Raw genomic sequence first — 23254 nt, forward strand, 5'->3', positions numbered from 1 at the left:
TGCTGAGTGCCTCTTGCTCATTATTACTTGATGTATATTAAGGTTCATTTTTATTTATTGATTAATGAATAAATATGGATAACTGATTGATTGACCTGCTGAATGCTTTTCAAATAACCCAACCGAATGTCAGTAGCGGTTTGTACCGCATATAGGTATTCGACATAGCTGATCTCACCGGTTGTATAACCCAAATGCGCAGCGAAGACAATAGCGTTGGCGTTGGGCAGGGCTTGTTGCTCGTAATAATTAAACTCCTGAAGCACTTGCTGATATTGATTGAGGCCGTTCTGGTATTGAGTCGCCAGCAGTTTTTGCTGCTGCTGCGCGTTGGCTTCGGCTGCCTGCTTCTTAAAACTCAACGACTGAACCCTTGACCTGGTCGCACTGAACAATGGAATACTAATGCCGATGTTGAAAGAATTGAAGCGGTTGCCGGCATCTAAATATTGCTCCTGGCCGTTGACCGTATGGAAACCAATTAAAGACTGATTGACATAACCCATAGTAAAGTCCGGCGCATTCTGTGCCTTCTGGACTTTGATGGATTGCCCCGCGATAACCGCCTCCTGGTATAAAGACCGGATCGCCGGGTGGTTGGCGACGGCTGTTTGATCCAGCAGATCGGTAACTTTCAAAGGCTGAAACCTTTCACCGGCAATGATTTCATACTTTTCTTTGGTATTCATCAAAGCATATAAACTTTCGTAAGCGTTTTTTAAATACATCTCGTTTTGCTTCAGCAGCAGATTGATCTCTCCCTTTTTGGCTTCAGCGGTACTGACGTCCACTTTCTTTGTATCGCCCGTCTTGTATCGAAGCTGCGCAACCCGGATGAACTCTTTGTATAAACTGTCCAGCTGCTGCAACTGCTTTTCATTATGCTGCAGGTACAGGATCTGATAATAGTAAGTTCGCACCTGCGTTTTCAGATCGAGCAGGGTCAGGTCTTTCTGTATTTCTTTCCCTTGTATTTCAGCCTGGAGCAGCTGCTTTTTTGCCCCGAACAATGTAGGAAAAGGAATCGTTTGAGCTATATCATAAGCCTGGTCAAAGGCTTTACTATTGTACTGACCCAGCTGGGCGTTCAGCTCCGTCTTTGGCATTTCCGTGGCTGTCTTTTTCAGGGCCTCACTTGCATGTATTTCAAGGTCGGAGGCCTTTATGTGGTTATTATTTTCAATAGCAATTTGTATCGCTTCATCGACGGTGATGGCGGTTGATGTTTGAGCGCGCGCGGGATTGCCATATGCAATAAGCAACAGGCAATGGGCAATAGTCAATAAGCAATAGGCAAAAGGCAGCTTTTTCTTTTTAATGATTGCTTGTTGCTGGTTATCCATGATCCTTCTATTTATATACTCTTTCATGTGTATATCTTTTGTTTTGCTTTTTGTCACAGGCCCGTCTGACCGAACGGGTAGAAAATTTTTATGGTCATTTCATGTTATTAATATTTGTCAGGATTGTTAATGATGTGATGCAACAGTTTGCCTACTTCACTATTGAGTCCATTTAACTGATGATATAACGTTTCGTCCACGTATGTACAGGCGAATGAAAAATCGATCCACACGCTTGTTTCTGAATTCTCTGCATCGCAGTCGGTTAATTTTGATATAAAATGAGCAGGATACCGCTTTTTCCGATAAGCTTCTGAAAGATTGGCACATACACTTCTGCTGCTCCGTCGTATCTGATCAGTTAAAGAATAGGTTTCTTCCCTGGGAAACGATTTACTTATCTCAAAAATCGACATAGCTTGTTCAAATGCCCTTTTATATAAAATAGTTTCTTTAAAATATAGCGCTCCCATTCCTGTTGTTTTAGCATTGTAAAATGGAATAAGCAACAGTCGCGTGAGCTATTGCTCATTACCTGTTGCCAATTGTGTACTTTCTTTTATTACCCTTCCACTAAAGATGATATACAACAGCGGCAACACAAACAATGTGAGAAACGTCGCCGTTATCAAACCGCCGATAACCACCGTTGCTAAAGGCTTTTGAACTTCAGCACCTGCACTGGTACTTAATGCCATGGGTAAAAATCCTAAACTGGCAACGGCAGCGGTCATCAACACCGGGCGCAGCCGGATCTTCGTTCCCTCGATCACTCTTTTGATCACATTATTCCAGCCTTCTTTCTTCAATTGGTTGAAGGTGCCGATCAGGACGATCCCGTTTAATACTGCTACGCCAAAGAGGGCAATAAAACCAATACCTGCGCTGATGCTGAACGGCATACCGCGAAGCAACAAGGCCAACACCCCACCAATCGCACTCATAGGAATGGCCGTGAATATCAGGGCGGCCTGTTTCATGGAATTGAATGTAAAATAGAGCAGCACAAAAATTAATAACAGCGAAACGGGAACAGCAATCATCAACCTGTTGCTGGCTTCCTGAAGGTTTTCAAACTGTCCGCCATAAGTGAAATAGTAACCCGGAGGTAGTTCGATTTCCTTGTTCAACTTTTGCTGGATGTCTTCTACCACGCTTTGCACATCTCTGCCGGATACATTAAAGCCGATAACGATCCTTCGTTTGCCTTCTTCCCTGCTGATCTGTTCGGGTCCCAGCTTATAATCGATCGAGGCCACCTGCGATAACGGCACCTGTATGCCGGTTTCTGTCGGAATCATGAGGTTGCGGACGTCTTCAATGTTATTACGATGCGCACTATCAAGTCGAACGACCAAATCAAATCTTCGTTCATTCTCGAAAACGACACCGGCACTTTTACCAGCAAAAGCGGTACTTAGGACCTCATTGACTTCTTCGACATTGATGCCATAATTGGCCAGCCGGGTCCTGTCATATTCAACGTTGATCTGCGGCAGCCCGCTCACAGCTTCCACCTGGGGCGTGGTGGCGCCTGTAACGGTTTGTATGATGGCAGATGTTTTTTCAGCATATGCTACCAGCGTATCGAGGTTTTCGCCAAAGATCTTCACCGCAACATCCTGCCGGATGCCTGTCATGAGCTCATTGAAACGCATTTGTATCGGCTGGTTCTTTTCGAAGTAGACGCCCGGTATTGCTTCGAGCTTCTCCATCATGGCATCCGCCAGCTCATCATAGCTTCTGTCACTCTTCCATTCGCTCTTTGGCTTCAGGATGATCATTATATCCGTAGCTTCCGGAGGCATAGGGTCTGTGGGCACTTCTGCAGCTCCTGTTTTGCCGACGACCATTTTTACTTCATCAAACTTCTTCAGGATCCTGGAAGCCTGCATCGAAGTTTCCAGGCTTTGGCTTAATGAACTTCCCTGTGGCAGTATACAATGAAATGCAAAGTCCCCTTCTTCCAATTGCGGTATGAACTCACCACCCATATTTTTGAACAGGAATAAGCAGATCGCAAATACACCCACAGTGATTCCGACCAACCAGTATTTTACACGGATCGCCTTCTGCAGCAAGGGCTGATAAACCCTTTGCAGCCGTTTCATCATTTTGTCTGAAAATGTTTCCTTATGTGACACTTTTTTCGACAGGAACAGGGCGCACATCATAGGAATGTAAGTGAGCGACAAAATCAGGGCGCCAAAGATGGCGAAGCTTACAGTTTGCGCCATCGGGCGGAACATTTTGCCTTCCACACCTACCAGCGTGAGAATCGGGATGTACACAATCAGGATAATGATCTCGCCAAAGGCAGCGCTGCTGCGTATTTTAGAGGCTGAGGTGAACACTTCCTGGTCCATTTCGTGTTGGGTTAGTCTTTGTGTGGCTTTGCGTAAGCCTAAGTGATGCAACGTCGCTTCTACAATGATGACCGCACCATCGACGATTAAACCGAAATCGATCGCTCCCAGGCTCATCAGGTTGGCACTTACGCCAAACACATTCATCATACCGAGCGCAAAAAGCATGGCCAGCGGGATGGCAGACGCCACAATTAACCCGGCCCTGAAATTCCCCAGAAACAGCACCAATACGAAAATGACGATCAGGGCGCCTTCAATCAGGTTTTTCTCGACGGTGCTGATGGCTCTTCCCACGAGATCTGTGCGATCCAAATAGGGTTCAATGACGATATCATCAGGTAATGATTTCTGGATGACGGGCAACTTTTCTTTGATGCGTTTGACCACCTCATTGCTGTTCTCCCCTTTCAGCATCATCACCACGCCACCCACGGCATCCACTTCTCCATTGTAGGTCATGGCACCGTACCTGACCGCGCTCCCAAACCGCACTTCGGCGACGTCTTTAATAAAAACCGGTACACTTCCACGGGAATCTTTTACGCTGATATTCCGGATGTCTTCAAGCGAAGTAACCAGGCCAATACCGCGAATAAAATAAGCATCGGGCTTTTTGTCTATATAAGCTCCTCCCGTATTCTCATTATTTTTCTCCAGCGCTGTAAAAATATCAGCGATACTAACGCCCATCGCCCTTAACCGGTTCGGATCGACGGCTACCTCATATTGCTTGAGCTCACCCCCAAAGCTGTTCACTTCTGCGATGCCCGGCGTTCCGTATAATTGGCGGGCGACAATCCAGTCCTGCATAGTACGCAGGTCTTTAGCGTCGTACTTATCTTCACTGCCTTTTTTAGGGTGCAGAATATATTGGTACACCTCGCCGAGACCCGTACTTACCGGCGCCATCTCGGGCGTGCCAATGCCCTTTGGAATTTTCTCTTCGGCCTCTTTCAGTTTTTCGCCGATCAGCTGCCGGGCAAAATAAATATCCACGTCATCGTCAAATACGACGGTGATCACTGATAATCCAAACCGGGATATACTTCTTACTTCTTCTATATCCGGGATATTGGCGATGCTCAATTCCACCGGAAAAGTAACCAGTTGCTCCACTTCCTGCCCGGCCAATGTGGGACAAACGGTGATGATCTGTACCTGATTATTGGTGATATCCGGTACCGCATCAATAGGTAATTTTGTGGCGCTCCACGAGCCCCAGATGATAAGAACCAGCGTCAGCACGCCAATGATCAGCTTATTTTTTATGCTGAATTTGATAATTGAATCTAACATAAGCGCTATTTAGTAAATCGTAACAGCAGATACCGTCACATTGGTTTTTTGAAAAAAACACGCATATACTGACCAGCAACATAACCAGCCTGTAATCCAGTATCCACTGAATAAATAATCATGAATCAGCAAGCCCTACCAGGCTAAACTGTCAAAGAAAGACCCTGAAAAAAGGGTATTGGAATGGGTCTAAAAATTAAGCGTTAGTCTTCGGCGGTTGCCAGATATTACCCCAAAAATCTACGGGTAATAGGATGTTTTTATATGGAGGATATGATTCACGGGTGTAGGTTATAGCAGGCGTCGAAAATTTCTGACGCTCAAAATTATTGGAAACAATGTGAAGACAACAAGCGCAATTACAAACGGGACTGCAGCCTTCGTCGGTATCATTCTCATTATGATCATCCGCGACAGCAGTTATTTGGTTGTAATCAGCACCATCACACGCCGTAGTACCCGCCAGACCAATCATAGGCAGGATCAGCAGGTATAAAGCAAATATGTAAGTGAACAGCTTCACAGCTGCAAAACTAACAGATCATTGTTTAGCCCGCAAAAAAATTACTGAAACATTATTGCAAAATAACATTTGTTAATCCACCACATTGTGCAACTTGCCGATGCCTTCAATCAGGATAACGACTTCATCTTCTCGGTTTAAAGTAAAGGACTCATCGGGAACGAGACAGGTACCGGTCATCAGAAAGGCGCCATGCGGAAAGCTATACTCGCGGTATAAAAAGTCTACCAGCTCCTGGTGACTGCGCTTCATCTGATCGATGGTGGTCTCAGCTGCATACACTATCTTACCTTCTCTTCTGATGTCAATGGCAATGCGGGTTGACGGAGCAATATTCTCATTTTCCCTCACAAGAATGCAAGGGCCTATCGATGCACTTGCGTCATATACTTTGGCCTGCGGCAAGTACAGTGGATTCTCTCCTTCTATGCTGCGACTGCTCATATCATTGCCGATCGTATAGCCCACAATTTTGCCGGATGCATTCACCACCAAAACCAGCTCGGGCTCGGGGACATTCCAGCTGCTATCTTGCCGGATACGGACCTTGCCGCCGGAAGGCACCACACGATGGGCATTGGCTTTGAAGAATAATTCCGGACGTTCCGCATAATACACTTTATCGTAGAAGGTAGCACCACCGCTTTCTTCGCTCTCCTCCATTCGCGCCACCTTGCTGCGCAGGTAGGTAACTCCTGCAGCCCAAACCTCCTGGGTACCTATAGGAACGCCTGTTGATTGAGCGGCCATCCAGTTGTCATCGCCCATTGGCGTGCTGTTTTGAATAGCATCGCTTAAGTATCGGAACAGGTCATCCTCGTTTAACAAATCGTTCCAGCTGGTATTGTCCAGTATATAATACGCACCGCGTTGTTCTGCGGTAATCTGGCCGTTCAGGTTATAGATCTTCATGGCGAATAGTTCTTTTCGATTTTAAAAATGTAAGCAATACGCCCGTTAAAAATATGGATAAAGTACCCACGACGATCACCATATTGATATGAAGCGCTGATTTAAAAGATGCATAGCTGGCCGGCAGCTTAGGAGAAAAAGTTAACCAAAGAATCACAACAATGCCGACTACCACCGCCGCAATCGCCTGGCTGCTGCGGGTCTTCCTGCTCATGATGCCTAACAGGAACAAGCCCAGCATACCGCCTGCGAAAATGCCGGATAGCTGCCACCAGATGTCCAGAACGCTTTTGATGCCCAGCATCGCCAGCCCGGTTCCTAATCCCATCAGGCCAAAAATAATGGTCGCTATATACAGCAATCGCAGCTCAGCTTTGCCGTGCAGATCGGGTTTGAAATAACGCTGATAAATATCCTTGGTGAAAACAGTGGCACAAGCGTTCATGCCGGAACTGATGGTGCTCATGCCCGCCGAAAGCACCGCGGCTATGATCAGGCCGAGAAATACCTTTGGAATTTTATACACCATGAAATGAGGCATCACTTTGTCGCCATAGTCTGCCGGTTGTAAAGTGGCCGCCAGGCTGTTGACCTGTTCGGCCGAAGCGCCGATGCCCAGCCGCTCCGCGGCCACCGCCTGCTTTAGGCCTTCAGTCAGCTCGGGATGCAATTGATAATAGGAGAACAAGGCAGCGCCGATGATAAAGAACAATAAGGACGCCGGCACATACATGGCGACACATAACCAGATCGATTTCTTTGCCTGTTTGGTATCGGTAGCGGTATGGTATCGCTGCACATAATTCTGGTCCATACCAAAATTATTGAGGTTAATGAAAAATCCGTATAGCAGCACCACCCAGAATCCTGACTGCGTAAAGTCGAGGTCCATTGTGCCCAGACTGAATTTATCATTGGTCTTTCCGATCCCATAAGCCTGCTCTATACCACCCGGAATTTCGCGCAATACCAGGTATAAGATCAATAAGGCTCCGAGCGTCTTCAAAATACCCTGTACCACCTCTGTCCAGATCACCGCTTCCATTCCACCCATCACCGTATAAATGATAATGCAAACGCCCATTACGATCATAATGGAAGCCATAGAAAAGCCGAGCAGCGCCTGCAAGCTCAGCGCCATGCCAAAAAATACGGAACCCATCCGCGCAAACTGCGTTAACACAAAACATATCACTGCATAGGTCCTGGCCCAGGGGCCGAAGCGATGCTCTAAATGTGTATAAGCAGAAACCTCTCCCGTGCTTCTGTAAAAGGGAACAAAATATTTGGCAGCAAAGAAAGCCGCTAATGGCATGGAAATACTGAACACAAAAGCATTCCAGTTAGACCCGAACGCTTTGCCTGGAACACCCAGGAAGGTATTGCTGCTTAAGAAAGTCGCGTAGATGGATAAACCGATGGCCCATCCCGGAATACGGCCGGAAGCTTTGGTAAACTGATCGGCGTTCTTATTTTTCTTGGAAAAATAAAAACCGATCCATACCATGCCTACCAGGTACAGCAATATGATTACCAGATCAATTATTGGGATATGCTTCACTTTTATTTTTTATATAACAAGGTGGTCTTCCGCGAAAACCCGTGAGGATTTTTAACTCACAGGTTTTATATATTAGTCATCCGTAACCACACCTTTCCGGGCGGCCATTTTACCGGGCCACTTCTTTTGGCTGATCTTAGTCAGCTTCAATTTCGACGGATCGATTTTTACATATTTGATCTTTTGCCTTCTCCAGGTGTACACGATGTGTACCATGCCATCTTTGCTTTGAATTACCGATGGATACGAATACTGGCTGATCGGCGAGTCTTCTAATACCACCGCTGCATACCAAGTTTTGCCATCTTTAGACAATGACACATTGAGCGGTGTGCGCGGTCCCTTGCCTCGCACCCAGCTGCTGTCGGGCAACACATGATTATATACCAGCAATTGCCGTCCGTCTTGTAAGGTCACGGCATCAGTCCCGGAGTTATTGTTGGGCAAGTCAAGCGCTGTCATTTCCGACCAGGTTTTACCACCGTCTTTACTCCAGCTTTGATAAATCACTGTATTGCGCGTGCGGCCGAGGGTCTGAAGGTCGCCATTTTTATATTTTAAAATAGAAGGCTGAATAGCGAGGAATTTTTTACCGTCATTGATAGGTGCAGACTTTGTCCATGTTTTACCCCAATCTTTCGTGTACTCAAAATGAACCCTCCAGCCATCTTTTTCGGTGCTGGACGGACAAACCAGCACACCATTGATCAACTCCGGTTTGTTCTTGATGGGCCCCAGGTATCCTTCTGGCAGCGCTTCACGTTCGCTCCAGGTATGCCCGTTGTCTTTTGACCGTTTGAGCCAGCCGGTCCAGCCCGCTACATTGGGTCCGATCTTGTAAAATAATAACAGCTCGCCGTTGGGCACCTGGTACAGGACCGGGTTGTAACAGGCATAGCGCAATGTGTCGTTCAAGATACCATCCGCGGCCATTGCAGGAGCCGACCATTGATCATTTTTGAGATGACTTGTCCAGATGCACACATCTTTATTGCCCTCTTTCGTTCCGCCAAACCAGGCCGCGACAAGGCCTTCGGGCGTTTCAACGATAGTAGCTGCATGGGATTGCGGAAAAGAGGCAGTATCGAAAATAAACTCGTCCACCAGGATGCCTTTTTTCCAGCGGTCTTCTTGTGCCGTGACGATCGTCACTGATAATAATAAACACAACGTTAATACAGGAATGCGTATCATATGATATTTTAATTTTTACCGGAAGATGGTTCCGGTTGATACAGATGTTTACTTTTTATTCTGTGCTGCTTTTTCAGCGTTTCTTTTGTCGACATAGTTCTTAAATAGCTGCCGCCAGTTGCGGCCGTTACTGTTTAAGTATTGTTCGCATTTGGTCTTGTAAATTTCGAAAATGGCGGAGATCTCTTTCATACTTTTATAATCGATGGCCTGCTCCCGCGCCTGCTTCAGATTTTTGAGGATCTCAGCGCGTTCTTTGTCGGTCAGATCCGGCACAATCGCTTCATAGCCCTTCAATGTGAAGGCGACCTTACCAATCGTATATTGATCAAGAATCGCTTCCACTTGTCCGGGAGAAAGCTCCGTCTTTAACACGCTCATTAAATTGTCGTGGACCGATCCAGGTTTTTGAGAACAATAAATCACTTCCCAATCCAGGTTGCTGAAAGCGTTGCCTGTCGCGGGATTGATACCTCCGGGATTTTGCTTAACCGGATGGCTGTTGTGCCAGTCTCTTACCGCTACCAGGTGCGTGGTGATGGCTTCTTCCACCTTCTTCGCTTTTGGTGCATCATTTAACTTCAGTTCAGCTACCCATTCTGCGGCCTTTTGCTGCTGCTCCCGGTTGTCCTGGGCGCTTACCCTTCCGGCGGCGATGGCTAACATTCCCATTAGCAGGAACATTATTTTTTGCTGTTTATGGAATATTGCCACACGCAACAAAATAGTGATTGGTAACACAGACACTCCACATTGCTGTCCTGACAGACTCATCTTTTTCCTGATCATATCCTTGTATTAATTCGTAAACTGATAATGACCGCTGCCGATCCTGTATACAGCGGTTCCGTTTTCATATTTTATAAAAGAAACGCCTTCTGATTCGCGCGCCTGCTTGCCCGATTCTTTGATGCTGTCGGGATCAGTTACAGGAATGTAAATAATCGCCGTGGCGTTGGCCGGTACATCGATCGTCCAATGGATCCGTGCTCCGTCACGTTGCCAACGGCTGTTGATCTTTCCGTACGCCGATTCGTAAGCTGCATCGACACTATCCAGACCGGCGCCAAATAATGGCTTCATCTCGATCTCCCGAAACCCGGGCTGAGCGGCTTTGATACCCCCCAGGTTTTCAAACATCCAGATCAGCAGATCACCGAGCAACATGATGTGATTCTGAGAATTCATTTGAGGATTGGCGGTATTGCCATTCCACAGCTCCCAGATGGTGGTGGCGCCATTCGCGATCATATAACCCCAGCTTGGATAAGTCGTGTTGGAAGCCAGCGTCAATGCTGCATCAGGCCGGCCGTTATCGGTAAGGCTTCGCATCAGCCATTGTGTGCCGATCACGCCTGTACTGATATGCATTTTATCAGCATTTAACTTAGCTATCATGTTATCAAAGACCTGTTGCCGTTTCGCTTCCGGAACCATTTTAAAATAGAGGGGCAATACATTTGCAGTAACCGTACCATTATCATAGCTCCCCCTGGTCTCATTGAAAAACGTTTTATTGAACGCCGCTTTTACTTTGCTCCGAAGCGCCGTGTAGGCAGCAATATCTTTAGTATTGCCGGACAGGTTGGCGAAGCGTTCCATGATCGTCAGGAGCTTGTAGTAGTAGGCTGTGGCGAGCAACTGACCTTCAGTCGTACGGGTACTGTCGCGCGACCGGATCAGCTCCAGGCTTTCGGGCGGCACACACCAATCACCATATTTATCTTTAGTAACAATGTAATCCTTCATGTACTTTTCTTTCATGTACATCATCCATTTTTTCATAGAAGGATAATGTCTGACGATGCTTTGCCGGTCACCAAACTGGTGATGCAGCATATCCGCCACCAGGATATAGGTACCGGGCCAGGTGACGTTATCGCTGTAATAATTCCAGAAGGCCGGCGCTACATCCGGTATAGCTCCTTCGGCCGTTTGTGACTGTTGAATATCATCCAGCCACTTGGCATATAATGAAGCATTGTTGAAAAGAAAGCTTTCGCCGTAAGCGCCCTGAGCGCGGTCTCCCAGCCAGGGCTGGCGTTCATTGCGCTGGGGACAATCCACCGGCACCCCTTTGTAATTGGAAGCGATGCCCCACCAGGCATTTTTTACGATTTGGTTGATCGTCTGGTTCGATGTGGTCAGCGCCCCGGTGGTGGCCATTTTATCATAAATTAAGTGTCCTTCAAAGTCACTGACATCAGGCACTCCAGGCCATCCGGACACCTCTACATATCTGAATCCGTGGTACACGAATTCAGGATGCCATGTTTCTTTTGCTGCGCCCTTTAATATATACCGGTCAGTGACCCGCGCATCCCTGAGATTGGCGACATACAGTGATCCATCTGTCTGAAGGCTTTCTGCAAATCGCAAAGTGACCGTATCACCCTTTTTGCCATTAACGTTGATCTGAATCCATCCCGCAAAGTTTTGTCCCATATCCAGGACATAAACATTATCCTTTAGTTTATTGATTGAGACAGGTTGTATCTTTTGCATCACTTTCATGGGTTGATGAGCCTGAGGCGTTATTTTACCCGCAGGGGCTTTGACAAGTTCCGGAGCCAGCCACTGATCGTCCCGGAATCCGGCAGAAGACCAGTCGCCCAGCTCTTTGTTGGCATCATATTCTTCACCATCGTATTCATTGTTCGTCCTGATGGGCCCATCAGCCGTGAGCTTCCAGCTATCATCAGAAATAATGGTCTTGTGCGAGCCATCTTCATAGATCAGGTCTAGCTGGAAAAGCATCTTAGGGTAACCAAAATTATTAATCTTATGCGGCTTATAGTCCTGGCGCATGGTGAAGAACCGGCCGTTACCCAGGATAACGCCGATGGCATTATTGCCTGTGGTGATGTGTTCGGTCACATCGAAGGTATTGCTCAGCACCGTTTTCCGGTAATCGGTAGGCGCGGGAGCCAGTACCTGGTCTCCGATTTTCTTGCCATTGATCTGCAGCTCATACATGCCCAGCCCGACAAGATTGACAAAGGCTTTCTTTATTTTTTTGGTATTTGAAAATTCTTTCCTGAAATACCGCGCTGACAGGCGTGACCATTGCGAGACGCTGTCCCATGGAAACGCCTTATCATATCCGATCCATCGCGCTTTCCATTCGTCCTGGCTTACGAAGCCCAATGTAAAAAACATGGGCTTGCTCCAGGCCACATCGCCTTTATTGGTATACACTTTTACTTTGGTATAATAGTATTTGTTGGCCTGCAGCTTACTTCCTTTGTAAGGAATCAACACCGCCGCATCGCTGTTTATTTTACCAGATGACCAAACGTCTCCCAGGCTTTTCTCTATATTGGCTTTGGAACTGGCCACGAGGATCTCGTAAGCAGTTTGTTTAACGTTTCTCTGATCGGAAACAAGTTGCCAACTAAAACGTGGATGCGCAGTAGCAATGCCGATGGGATGAGATTGTTGTTCGACAGTGAGTTGCTGTACCTGAAGCTGTGCCTGTGCCAGGAAAGTCAGTAACAGCAACCCGATCGCCCCATAATATTTTTTGTTTAGAAGCATACTATCTTGAATTGTTGGTCAGACCGGGACGGTCAGACCTGATATTGAAATTGTCCGTCAGACCGGGACGGTCAGACCAGGTACTGAAATTATTGGTCAGATTGAGACGGTCAGGCCTGGTACTGAAATTGATCAAATGGGAAAGATCAGAAGAAGTGCTGAAATTAAACCACAGCACTATCTTTAAAGCTCTTGCCGGATCCTTTTCATAATCGTAAAGAATATTATCTAACCCCATCGGGCCGGTGGTCTCCCGCGTTTGTGTTCTCGAGCCGATCGACGGAATGGCATTCATGAATGAAATATCACCGGAAGGAAACCAGGGCTCATAATTATGCCATGGATCGGTCTTCCAACGCGCTTTATACAGCCTGAGGAAAAGATCTTCTGTTTCGGTCGCTACGGTAAACTGCTGTTGACCGTTTTGAAAAACGCCGCTATAAAAATCAGCATAATATCCCTTAAACTCAGGATAGTTCCAGCTTTCCCCGGTTTCGGTATCGTTGTACTTTTTTTTCCAGACGCCAAACAAGCCGCCTTTCATCCGGTTCTTCCAGACGCGGTAGGGACCCTGGCCCAGGTAGGTCACCGACCTGATCTCATTTTCAGGCAGGTCGAAATTGATGCCCAGCATTTTTGTGTGCAGCGAATCGGGGAAATAATGCACTTCCAGTTTCACCCAGCCATTTCTGTGAATGGTCCATTCCAGGGTGTTGAAGCTTTTCTTTTTATCGTAGGAAGAACGGATCACTAAATTCTTCTCCTCGTCGTACCTGTAAGAAAGACCTGAGAAATTGGTAACGCCTTCCTGGATCACAGGCCCATTGGACAGCGGCACGATTCCTTTGGCATTACGTACCTCTTTTAATAATCCCTTTGTTGGATCCAATTCCAGTTCGACGTCTTTCACCTTCACGATCCAGCTCCCTTGCTGTTTGTTGAGGGTCACGTTGTCAACCGGCTTATCGCTCATTCTTAACTGTGCCGCTTTTCGTTCAGGCCTGGCAATGGGAAAGCTCCAGGTGAACAGCTCCTGCTGGTGTGGGTCTTTCACGGTGACGTACAACACATCATATGCGTTCCAGCCCGATGGCAAACTGATCTTTATAAAACCTTTGTTACCCGGCACAATATCTGGTGCAGAGACAGTTCCCCTGATCTCTTTTCCGCTGCCCGGATCAAAGCGCTTTAAGGTCCAGCTAAAGGAACATTGATTGGTATTGGTAAAATGATAACGGTTTTCGATGTTCAGTCTGCCGTCAAAGGCATCAGTGATTTCTTTTCTTTCAAAATACAGCGGGCTCCATATTTCTTTGATCGTAAAAAAGCTTCCTTCTTTTTCATGATGAGGTCCGACAATGCCATCGGCGCCGCGGTTCTTATCTGTATCGAGTGAATCATTTTTATCTTTTCTCACTACCGCCTGATCGGAAAAGTCCCAAAGAAAGCCTCCGGCGCTTAAAGGGTTCTGCCACATTTTGTTCCAGTAATCTTCGAGGCCTGCACCATGTCCACCATCGAACCATCCATGCAGGAACTCCGTAGGCATCACAATCTCAGGGCCGTTATCATAATTGCCCACACCATAATTGTATTGCCGGTAATGCTGGGTTTCAATGCCATTGTGTAATTGCCAGGGATGAATGACCGTCCTGCTCTGCAAGTCGTATTGACCAAACAAAGGATCCAAATCGGCATTGCTGCCCCCTTCGTTTCCATTGGCCCATAAAACGATGGACGGGTGATTGCGATCGTGCTCCACCATTTCTTTTACACGCATAGTCCCGATGGGCGTATCGTAATGCCCATGCCATCCGGCCAGCTCGTCGATCACATACAATCCCAGGGAATCGCATACATCGAGGAAATGGCCATCAGGGGGATAATGACTCATCCGCACGGCATTCATGTTCATCTGTTTGATGAGCAATACGTCTTCAACACTGTTCCGGTAACTGGTCGTCCTGCCGCTTTCCGGTCGGAAAGAATGACGGTTTACGCCTTTAAATTTCATTTTGACCCCATTGACATAGATGCCATCCCGCTGTTTCACTTCGATGGTTCTGAATCCTGTCTTCTTTGTAACCGTATGAACGATCCTGCCGTTTTTATAAATTGAAAAGACTGCCTGATATAAGTGAGGCGATTCGCTGCTCCATGGCTTTACCTGGTCAAACTTTATTTTAAAGCGAGCTATCCCATCCACAATTTCCCCCTGAAGGTCCCGTCCTACCGGGTTTTCATCCGTGTCCAACAATTGAACAGTGGCTTTATCAATCTTTCCTGACACATCTATTTGCGCCAGGAAAGCGCCGTCCATTTTGGCATCGATCGCAATTCCGGATATATGTGTTTGCGGCAATACTTCGAGCCATACCGGCCTGAAGATGCCGCCAAAGATCCAGTAATCTGCTTCGCGCTCCGCGGCATTAACGCTTTTGTTGGCCGAATGCTTATCGACCTTTACTTCTAAAACGTTTTCTTTTCCATATTTCAGCAGTGTGGAAATATTATATCTAAATGTATAAAAGGCTCCCTGGTGTTTGGGCCCGGCCTGCCTGCCGTTGATCTTTACCTCAGCATCTGTCATGACACCCTCGAAAACAATATTTGTCACTTTGTCTTTCCAGGACGCGGGCACGGTAAAGGTTGTTTTATACCATCCGCTTTCCTTGCCGCGGATACTATCTTTTGCAAAGCCATAATCATATTTACCAAAGCCCTGCAATTCCCAACAGGAGGGCACTCCTATCTTCGACCATTTACCGGCATTCGCACCTGCGGTACAGTAAAAATCCCATTGCACCATATCGTTATTGCCGCGGCCGCTTAAATAGCGCACTTCCGTCTGCTGGCTATTCACCGGCAACACACTACACACCAAACATATCAACAAAAGGCACCGTGCCATATTTAATGAAAATTTTCTATAATAGGGTTATTGGTTCTGAATGGAAGCGTGGGCAAACCCGCCGAATTCACCAGGTTGGGACGGGCATCTTCCCTCCAGGCAAACCGCACGGAATAAGGATCGTCAACCTCTTCTGCCGTCACATACACTTTATTATCCCTGATGGTGGCCGTAGCCTCATGATAATCTCCGTTTACATCTGCCACTTCAAATCCGCTCAAAGGGTTTCCATCCCTGCTTTTTAACCCTTCTCCTTTGTAAGCGAAATCGAAAACAAATGTTTTTCCTTCCCGCGAAGCAGACCGAAAAACCGGGCCCATCGGCGGCCGGTTGTTCAGCTGGTAGGTCTTGCTCAACGCGGCGTTGGCCAGGCGCTGGCCGACATCCCATTTATTCACCGGGTGCAGATCTGCGGGGTCATCATTCAGATCGATGGTCGCGATCATTGCGGTATTCGGGATACGAAGTACTGCTGATTGTGCTTCCCAAAACGCGGGCAGACTGTATACCGTAAATGGCCGGTCAGTCGCTTTAGAATAATAATAGGGCGCAATCTGTACATAATAGAACGGAAGATTCGGGCTAGCCCATTGTCTTCTCCAGTAATGGATCAGGGCTTTCATTTTGTAACTATAAGCGATCCGTTCGTTGAGAAAGCAGTTATTCTCGCCCTGGTACCAGCAAAACCCTTTCAACGCAAAGGGAATCAGCGGCTCGATCATGGTCGTATAAAATTTTCCTGCATCACTGCTGACGTGGCGGGATGAGTCGCCCTGGGGATACTGGAAAAATATTTCTCTAAGCAAAGCTTCTTTCGGCATCCAGGGTTCTATGCCACTTCCCGGAATGGCTGCGGAGATCACGCCAACAGGTACTTTGAGCTCAGCACTGAGCTGTTTGGCAAAAAAATATCCCACTTCTGAAAAATTGCGCAATGCAGGATCGGTTACCAATGACCAACCGGAATGGGTGGAGTCTGGCTGCATTTTTTTTCTTTCGACGAGGAATGTCCGGATGTAAGGATTATTGGCTTTTTCGAGCTCATCTACCGGCCAATCCGCGCCAGGCGGTGGCTGCAGCTTTTCGAGCTTGCGCATGGGGAACTCCATGTTGGACTGGCCTGAGCACAGCCAAACTTCTCCCACCAGCACGTTGGTAAGACTTATCTGATCGTTCGATGTAATAATATTGAGTGATGCGGCTTTGAACGTAGCTTTTAACGGATCAAGATATATTTTCCAGTTTCCATCTGTATCAGCTATTACCACTTTTGTCTGACCGCTGAAACTGACGGTGACTTTTTCGCCCGGATCGGCCCAGCCCCAAACAGGAACCGGCGCTCCTTGCTGCAGCACCATGTTGTGACCCAGGATCTTAGGCAACACCAGTTTTGCCTCAGCCTTCTGAAACAGCAATCCAATAAAAAACAAACCTATAACCCGACGTATCGTTAACATATTTTCCTTATGTGCTATAAATTACCTGTAATGCGTTTCAACTTTTTTGAAGCTGCTACCTTTTTACCATTGCTCCATACACTCAACCCTTTGCCCCTGCCATACTTTTTTCCCGTCTTATCCCAGATGATCGTAATGATCTTGCCGTGGTATAGAACGTTATCGAGACAGAACCAATCCCATGTTTTTGCGGGTAACAGGGGATGTACTTCTATTATATCATCAGCCCGCGGACGAAGCCCGACCAGACCAGAGATGATCAGATCGTTAAAAGTGGAGTGATTGTAATAGCGCCCGCGATCATCGTCTGTGAGCCACTTGCCCGTCTTTTCATCCATATATTCCCCAATATAAGGCTTACCATCTTTATGTTGGCATTGAACATATTTGGATAGCTGCGCAAAGTAATCTGATTTGTCTACCTGTTTTTGCTTTTGATGGTTGAGCAGATTAGCCATGGCGGTCAAAGTCTGCGAAGTAGCAAAAGGCCAGACCGCCCCGTCCCACTCGCATTTGCAGCATCCATGTGTACGGAATCCCGGATGACTTCTGTCTGCTGTGGTGATGCCCACAGGTGCGTTGAAATGCGCGGGATCCATCAAATGCTTCCATGCTACATGATACTTTACATCAGGCATATTGAAATACCAGGGAATAAAACCAATCTCTTCCATGACCTGGGCGAGCGTATCACCTTTTTCCTTTCTTACTTCGAAAAACTCACTGGACGCATTCCATAGTTTTTGCTGTACATCGGATTTGATGCTGTCCGCTTTCCGTGTATACCCTGCTGCGGCCTCCTGTTCGCATGATAACCGCGCGATCGCAGCTAAGGCCATCGCATTTCCATACATGTAGCCGTTGATGGAAGGTCTTGGATTTTTCTCCCTTCTTCCGCCGCTGATGGTTTCTTCCATTGCATCTCTTACATCATACTGCCAGAAAAGTCCTTTGGGATGGCGCTTCTCAGCCTCCCATGCTTTATAATCGTTTTTTAAGTCGGGATAATATTCATTTAAAAAAGAAGCATCTCCGTTCACGAGATAACGATTATAAATGGCATTGATATTCCAGCTACTGTAAAAACGCAAACGCTTGAGAGGCTTACCATCATTGCCCCGATACCAGATCCGCAAATTATCGTTCATGTATTTGGGGTCGTGCAGCCAGCGCGATTCATAAATGTGATGCCCCAAACCACTACTGATGAGATTATATTTATCCGCATAAGAACGCTGCACCAGGAACTCTGTGAAGGCATATCCCTGCTCTGTTTTTTTGATGTGCTTGCGCAAGGTCCACCAGCGGAAGTAAAATATTTCTTCAAAATCTTTATCAGGTGATTCGAACAAAGGAATATTTTTTTTCATCCAATCCCAGGACTCACTATTGGGTATGGCCTGAACAATGGGCTCATCCCCCATCGTATTGAACTTATCAACATAATACTTAAAGTTTTCGAATTTCAATACTGCGGGCTGTGCATAGCTATTCCCTGCTATCCATAATAACCCTGCGATAATCCAGTTTTTCAACCCTTTCATCCGTATTCTTTTTTATCCGCGGCTTCGCTCACCTGTCGCGGTGTTCTATATTTTATGATGAGTCGTATGACCATCCCTGATATCAGTCTCAAACTCCAATATCTACCGAAATTAACTACTTGAGCCTTTGAAAAACGAGCTGTCTTCAATCCTTTTTTGTAGTCTTCAGATAATGGATCCAAAAAGCGGCTTCCTTATCTTTCTCTCCCGCATTGGGCAGATCATACATCTGGTCGGTGGGCGTATCAGCGTTGGGAAAGCGCCTTACGCCACCGGTGCGAAACGAAATATGATGCACTTTGTGAATGGGTGCAAAAACAATGTTGCGGTTGGGCACACTGCCGTTGATGGAGACGGTATACAAACGTGTGGCTGTGTTCAGCTCGATCACAAAATCATACCGCTTGCCTGCCTGATACTTTGACAATCCCCTGTCGCGATAACCCGCTTTTGTGATGATGTTGCCGGTGGAATCGAAAGAGATCCTTAGACACGGAGTATTCTTTTCGTCCTGCACTTCAATATCAAGGCGGCCGATAGAGACCTGCTGAGGAGTTACACTAAACTCTATTTTCACATTACCGGATTGCGGAACAACACGCTCCGCCTTTGCCAGGTCAAACGGATCTGCATCTCTCAATGACAACACCTTTTTTCCTTTCACTTGTTCAATAGCTACCGGCGCCCAAAGCGGACTGTAGAGATTCCAGCTGATCAATTCTTCTCCGTCTTTTAATACATTAAAATCATCATCAACATCGGCGTCCACATTGCTTTTAACAGGCAATGGAATTTTTGCTACCCACATATCTTCTTTGTTCACGCTGTAAGACACCCACGCATCTTTACCTGGCGGATGACCATTCATTTCCTGGATGCCGCGCACATACTGAGGGCCATATGATTTGTAATTGCCACCGTAGCGCATGGAAGTGATTTCGCCGTTGACCAACAATAGGTTATTATATTTCAGGCCGTCATCGCTTACAGACAAGGCCAGGGGCCACCTGAATTCTGAAGGGTTGTAGACCGTCATATATTTTCCATCTCCGGTCTTTTGTCCCCAGATTTTTGCGTTGGAGTTAACAAAGCCGGGCGCCCGCATCGGGCTGTATTGCCAGGTTTTTCCGCCATCCGCAGACATACTGGTTAAGGCATTCTTCCAGAAGCCCACCACTCTTCCATCCGGCAAATGATAATAATTAAATGCTTTCAATTCTTTTTTTAGCGGGATCAGCGGATCATTCCTGTCCGCTTCCTCTACCCACTGTTGCATCTGCAACGGCTGTGCCAGCAGTTCGTCGCAGGCTGCTACGAAGGCTTTGTCTTTCGACTTTTTATAGAAAGGATAGCTGGTATTCTTTTCATTGAAATCATGATTATAACGGATAAAATAAACAGGGCCCAGACTACCATCTGCTTTGATCTCGCGCACCACACGGCCGATACCATTCCCATCATTGGGATCATCTTTTGGATAAAGCGCAATCCCATAATAACCTAAAGCCAGCAACCTGTTATTCTTTGCTACGTAAAAACCCATGCGCTGGTGCATGACGGCATCTATACTTTTAGCAACGGCCGTGTCTTCTTTCTTCCTGAAGCCATCGGGAATCCGGTAAACCGGGAAAAGATCGCGCGGCTCTGACCAATGATAGCCGTCTTTGGAAGTAAATAAATAAGTCGCGCCGGGAGCAATATGTTCACCAACGGGATTGCTGAGAAAATGCAGGTAGAAAGTGTTGTTCCAATAACAGAGCATGGGCTGGTGGTTATAAGTCCAGTTCATACCGCCCGCCCATTCCGGGTGTTCGCGGTTGGCGCGAAAGACCTGAATATTATGAACACCTACTGCCGGGGTCAGCTGCCCGTGGTGATAATCGACATTGGACAAGGCTTGTCCAACATACCGCGCGGTATCCTGTGCCAGCGCTGCACTACCACTTACTAAAAATATGATAACAAATTGAACGAGATTCCTCATGCTTTGACTCCTGTTATTTTTTACCTAACTGTTTCACTAATTTTTTTACCACTGTTTTTTCCACCGGAACGATGGTTCCGTGTTTATGCCCCCCGGGAATACGGATCTGATCGTTGATATTTTCGAAATGAATGAAATCCTTCGTGGCTACGGCCTCATATGTTTTTTTCCGATACGAATCGAAATAGATCAGCCAGCGATCTTTGACCTTTACCGTATTGGGACCTTCCGTAAAGTTTTCTGTAAATGGTGCGGAGATGTTATTCCAGGGTCCCATGGCTGATGTGCCAAATGCCACTTTAATATTTCGCTCAGGCCGCGTGTTGTCTTTCAACACCAGTACATAATCATTGGCCTTTCTTTTTACGATCTGCGCATCGATTACGCTGAATTTCGGATCAAGATATAAGCGAGCAGGGGTGAATGTCTGAAAATCCTTAGTGGTCGTAGCATAGAGCCGGTGGTTATTGCTGTCAGGCTCGATACCTCTTTCAAACCGGCCAGGGATGGTGGTGGCCCATACAATGATATACTGATCTTCCACATCGTCATAAAAAAGTTCAGGCGCCCAAACGTTTACCGCACCAGGCTCATGTTCCATAACCGGCACATGTTTTTGTTGGGTCCAATGAATGAGATCCTTGGATGAGGCGGTACCAAAACCTTTATCCTTTTGCCAGCTGCTGGTCCAGACGAGATGAAAAGTACCGTCAGGTCCCTGCACCATGGAAGGGTCGCACATCACTTGTTGCGTTCCTACTTCAGGCTTGAGAAACGTGGTATCAAAATCGGTCCAATGATAGCCATCATAACTATACAGCATCCGCAAACCGGCATCAGCCGGCTCATGGAAAGAAGTGAATAAATAAGCCTTATTGGAGCAAGATACCGCTGTAAATAAAATGGTCAGTAAGGCAAGGGCACATGATATTCTTTTTCTTTCCCTTTGAGCTTCTTTGTGTATTTTCTTTGAAGTCTTTGTGGTAAGAAAACACCATAAATTCAAAAATATTATGCGACCCATGGCAACGTACTTTTTCAATATCTTATTTTTATTTTATCGCATCGTTGTAAATCCTGTCAGACGGAGACCGTCAGACAGGATCGCGCTACAACCCCTCCAATATTAGTACCCAGTCATTTCCAGGTTGGGGATTCCCGGGCGGATTGAAGCTGATGATTCCTGATCTGGCTTTGAACTTAATTGCCTGCTCCCTACCATTTACAGGGCTATACCATTTCGCAGAAGAAGGCTTGAATCCCAACTTCGCGGCATTGATCTTGAAATTCCGCCCGGTATAAGTATAGACCATTGCATAATTTTCGCCTTTCGTAGCTACTATGTAATTATAGCGTTTCTGGCTATTGTCTGCAATGATCTCCTGTGCGGGTTTCCGGTCAAAATAACTGTACTTCAGCATCAGTTTTTTGAGATATTGCATCTGAAGAGCACCCGGCGCATGGATCGTTTCTTTCCAATTATTGAATACGCCAAAATTGGCATCAGCATCTCCCCTGCTATTGAATTGCATGATCGCATTTTCTCCGTAGGTATAACCGGCTCCGCCCGCAAATACACTCCAGTAGCCATACCTGCGCACATCGGCCGCTTTCCAGCGCGGTTGCAGACTGTCATGCAAACCATGAGGAATGTTTTCATAAGAAGGCTCCCCGTCTAACACAGGTTTCACCGGCTTCATGTTATAATCGGTCAACACGTATTTCCAGTTGTCCTCTCCGTGGCGATGCTTCTCTTTCATGCTGGTGTCCTGCGCATAGGTTCTGTGCCCGCTTTGAAACATGTTGAAATCCAGCCACGCTTTGTTATGAAACCAATCTGTGGATGAATAGCGACCGCGGGGATGATAGGTCATCAGGTGGCGCGGATCATATTTTTTGATCGTAGTCCCCAACGCCTCCCATACTTCAGGTTTTACATCACCTTCGATATCTCCGCCATTAAGCCAGATGATATTACTGTATTCTTTGAACCGCTCTGCTAAAAACTGTCCGTATTCTTTAGCGCGGTCGGCAGTCACCTTAACGTCTTTAGCGGCAGATCCCCACACGGGCACCATGGCCATGTAGATGCCCCGTTTTGCAGCTTCCTGCACCACGAAATCAACATGATCCCAGAAATCGTAAGCCGCTGCGTCGCTAAACCGATCGCCGGGCGTAACCACCGGCTTGCTGATATCTTCATCTTTCAGCGCATAATCGCCGTACACGTTTTTAGCAGCCAACGTATGCAACGTCATTACCTGTACTACGTTAAAGCCTTGTTGCTGGCGGGCATCGAGGTATTGGAGCGCTTCTTCGCGGCTACATTTTACAAGCAGCAACCAGCCGGTGTCACCCAGCCAGAAGAAAGGCTTGCCATCCTGTGTCTGAAAGAAGCGTTGGTTATCCGATATGGTAAGCCAGGGCAGCGATTGCTGTGCTGCAACTGATTTCGACAAAAAAGACAAAAAATAAAGTACTACAAATAATCGTTTCATGTGTTGCTGTTCATCTCGTTTATGGGCCGCGTATCGCTGATCAGGCAGGGAATCCGCATGAACGAATCATGGCCGGGCTTCATGTAGCCTGATCCGTTTTTATGTTGAAACCGTTCAACTTTTTG

The 23254-nt window shown here is 46.7% G+C and carries 15 protein-coding genes; all 15 read right to left on the bottom strand.

The window, feature by feature from the left end; genetic code table 11:
- Positions 1-50: 50 nt before the first annotated feature.
- Entirely contained in the window at positions 51-1370 is a 1320-nt protein-coding gene (locus ACU37H_RS01335; RefSeq protein WP_472702558.1) for a TolC family protein, read from the bottom strand.
- Positions 1371-1450: 80 nt separating this feature from the next.
- Positions 1451-1816, bottom strand: a complete 366-nt coding sequence (locus ACU37H_RS01340; RefSeq protein ID WP_472702559.1) for a four helix bundle protein — start codon at positions 1814-1816, stop codon at positions 1451-1453.
- Positions 1817-1864: 48 nt separating this feature from the next.
- Positions 1865-5008: an efflux RND transporter permease subunit gene (locus ACU37H_RS01345; RefSeq protein ID WP_472702560.1), complete on the bottom strand. Its 3144-nt coding sequence runs from the start codon at positions 5006-5008 to the stop codon at positions 1865-1867.
- A 196-nt stretch (positions 5009-5204) separates the two neighbouring features.
- Complete coding sequence (locus ACU37H_RS01350) at positions 5205-5483, bottom strand: DUF6660 family protein (protein ID WP_472703324.1); 279 nt, start codon at positions 5481-5483, stop codon at positions 5205-5207.
- Positions 5484-5603: 120 nt separating this feature from the next.
- Positions 5604-6443 (bottom strand): fumarylacetoacetate hydrolase family protein, encoded by an 840-nt coding sequence (locus ACU37H_RS01355; protein WP_472702561.1) that lies wholly within the window; start codon positions 6441-6443, stop codon positions 5604-5606.
- Complete coding sequence (locus ACU37H_RS01360; RefSeq protein ID WP_472702562.1) at positions 6430-8004, bottom strand: sodium:solute symporter family protein; 1575 nt, start codon at positions 8002-8004, stop codon at positions 6430-6432. Before ACU37H_RS01360 ends, ACU37H_RS01355 begins: the two co-directional genes overlap by 14 nt.
- Positions 8005-8076: 72 nt before the next feature.
- Positions 8077-9198, bottom strand: a complete 1122-nt coding sequence (locus tag ACU37H_RS01365) for a sialidase family protein (RefSeq protein WP_472702563.1) — start codon at positions 9196-9198, stop codon at positions 8077-8079.
- Positions 9199-9246: 48 nt separating this feature from the next.
- The gene (locus tag ACU37H_RS01370) at positions 9247-9882 is read right to left on the bottom strand and encodes a DUF3826 domain-containing protein (RefSeq protein ID WP_472702564.1); all 636 of its coding nucleotides are present in this window, start codon (positions 9880-9882) and stop codon (positions 9247-9249) included.
- A 114-nt stretch (positions 9883-9996) separates the two neighbouring features.
- On the bottom strand, positions 9997-12735 hold the full coding sequence (locus ACU37H_RS01375; protein ID WP_472702565.1) for a glycoside hydrolase family 78 protein: 2739 nt from the start codon (positions 12733-12735) through the stop codon (positions 9997-9999).
- Position 12736: 1 nt separating this feature from the next.
- Entirely contained in the window at positions 12737-15646 is a 2910-nt protein-coding gene (locus ACU37H_RS01380) for a glycoside hydrolase family 2 protein (RefSeq protein ID WP_472702566.1), read from the bottom strand.
- Positions 15647-15648: 2 nt separating this feature from the next.
- The gene (locus ACU37H_RS01385) at positions 15649-17103 is read right to left on the bottom strand and encodes a sialate O-acetylesterase (protein ID WP_472702567.1); all 1455 of its coding nucleotides are present in this window, start codon (positions 17101-17103) and stop codon (positions 15649-15651) included.
- Between the two features lie 14 nt (positions 17104-17117).
- Entirely contained in the window at positions 17118-18647 is a 1530-nt protein-coding gene (locus tag ACU37H_RS01390) for an MGH1-like glycoside hydrolase domain-containing protein (protein WP_472702568.1), read from the bottom strand.
- 145 nt (positions 18648-18792) lie between these two features.
- On the bottom strand, positions 18793-20631 hold the full coding sequence (locus tag ACU37H_RS01395; protein ID WP_472702569.1) for an exo-alpha-sialidase: 1839 nt from the start codon (positions 20629-20631) through the stop codon (positions 18793-18795).
- 13 nt (positions 20632-20644) lie between these two features.
- Positions 20645-21673 (bottom strand): glycoside hydrolase family 43 protein, encoded by a 1029-nt coding sequence (locus ACU37H_RS01400; protein ID WP_472702570.1) that lies wholly within the window; start codon positions 21671-21673, stop codon positions 20645-20647.
- 67 nt (positions 21674-21740) lie between these two features.
- Positions 21741-23129: a glycoside hydrolase family 140 protein gene (locus ACU37H_RS01405; RefSeq protein WP_472702571.1), complete on the bottom strand. Its 1389-nt coding sequence runs from the start codon at positions 23127-23129 to the stop codon at positions 21741-21743.
- Positions 23130-23254: the final 125 nt, after the last annotated feature.

This window comes from Niabella sp. ZPM-14 (genome assembly GCF_055693045.2).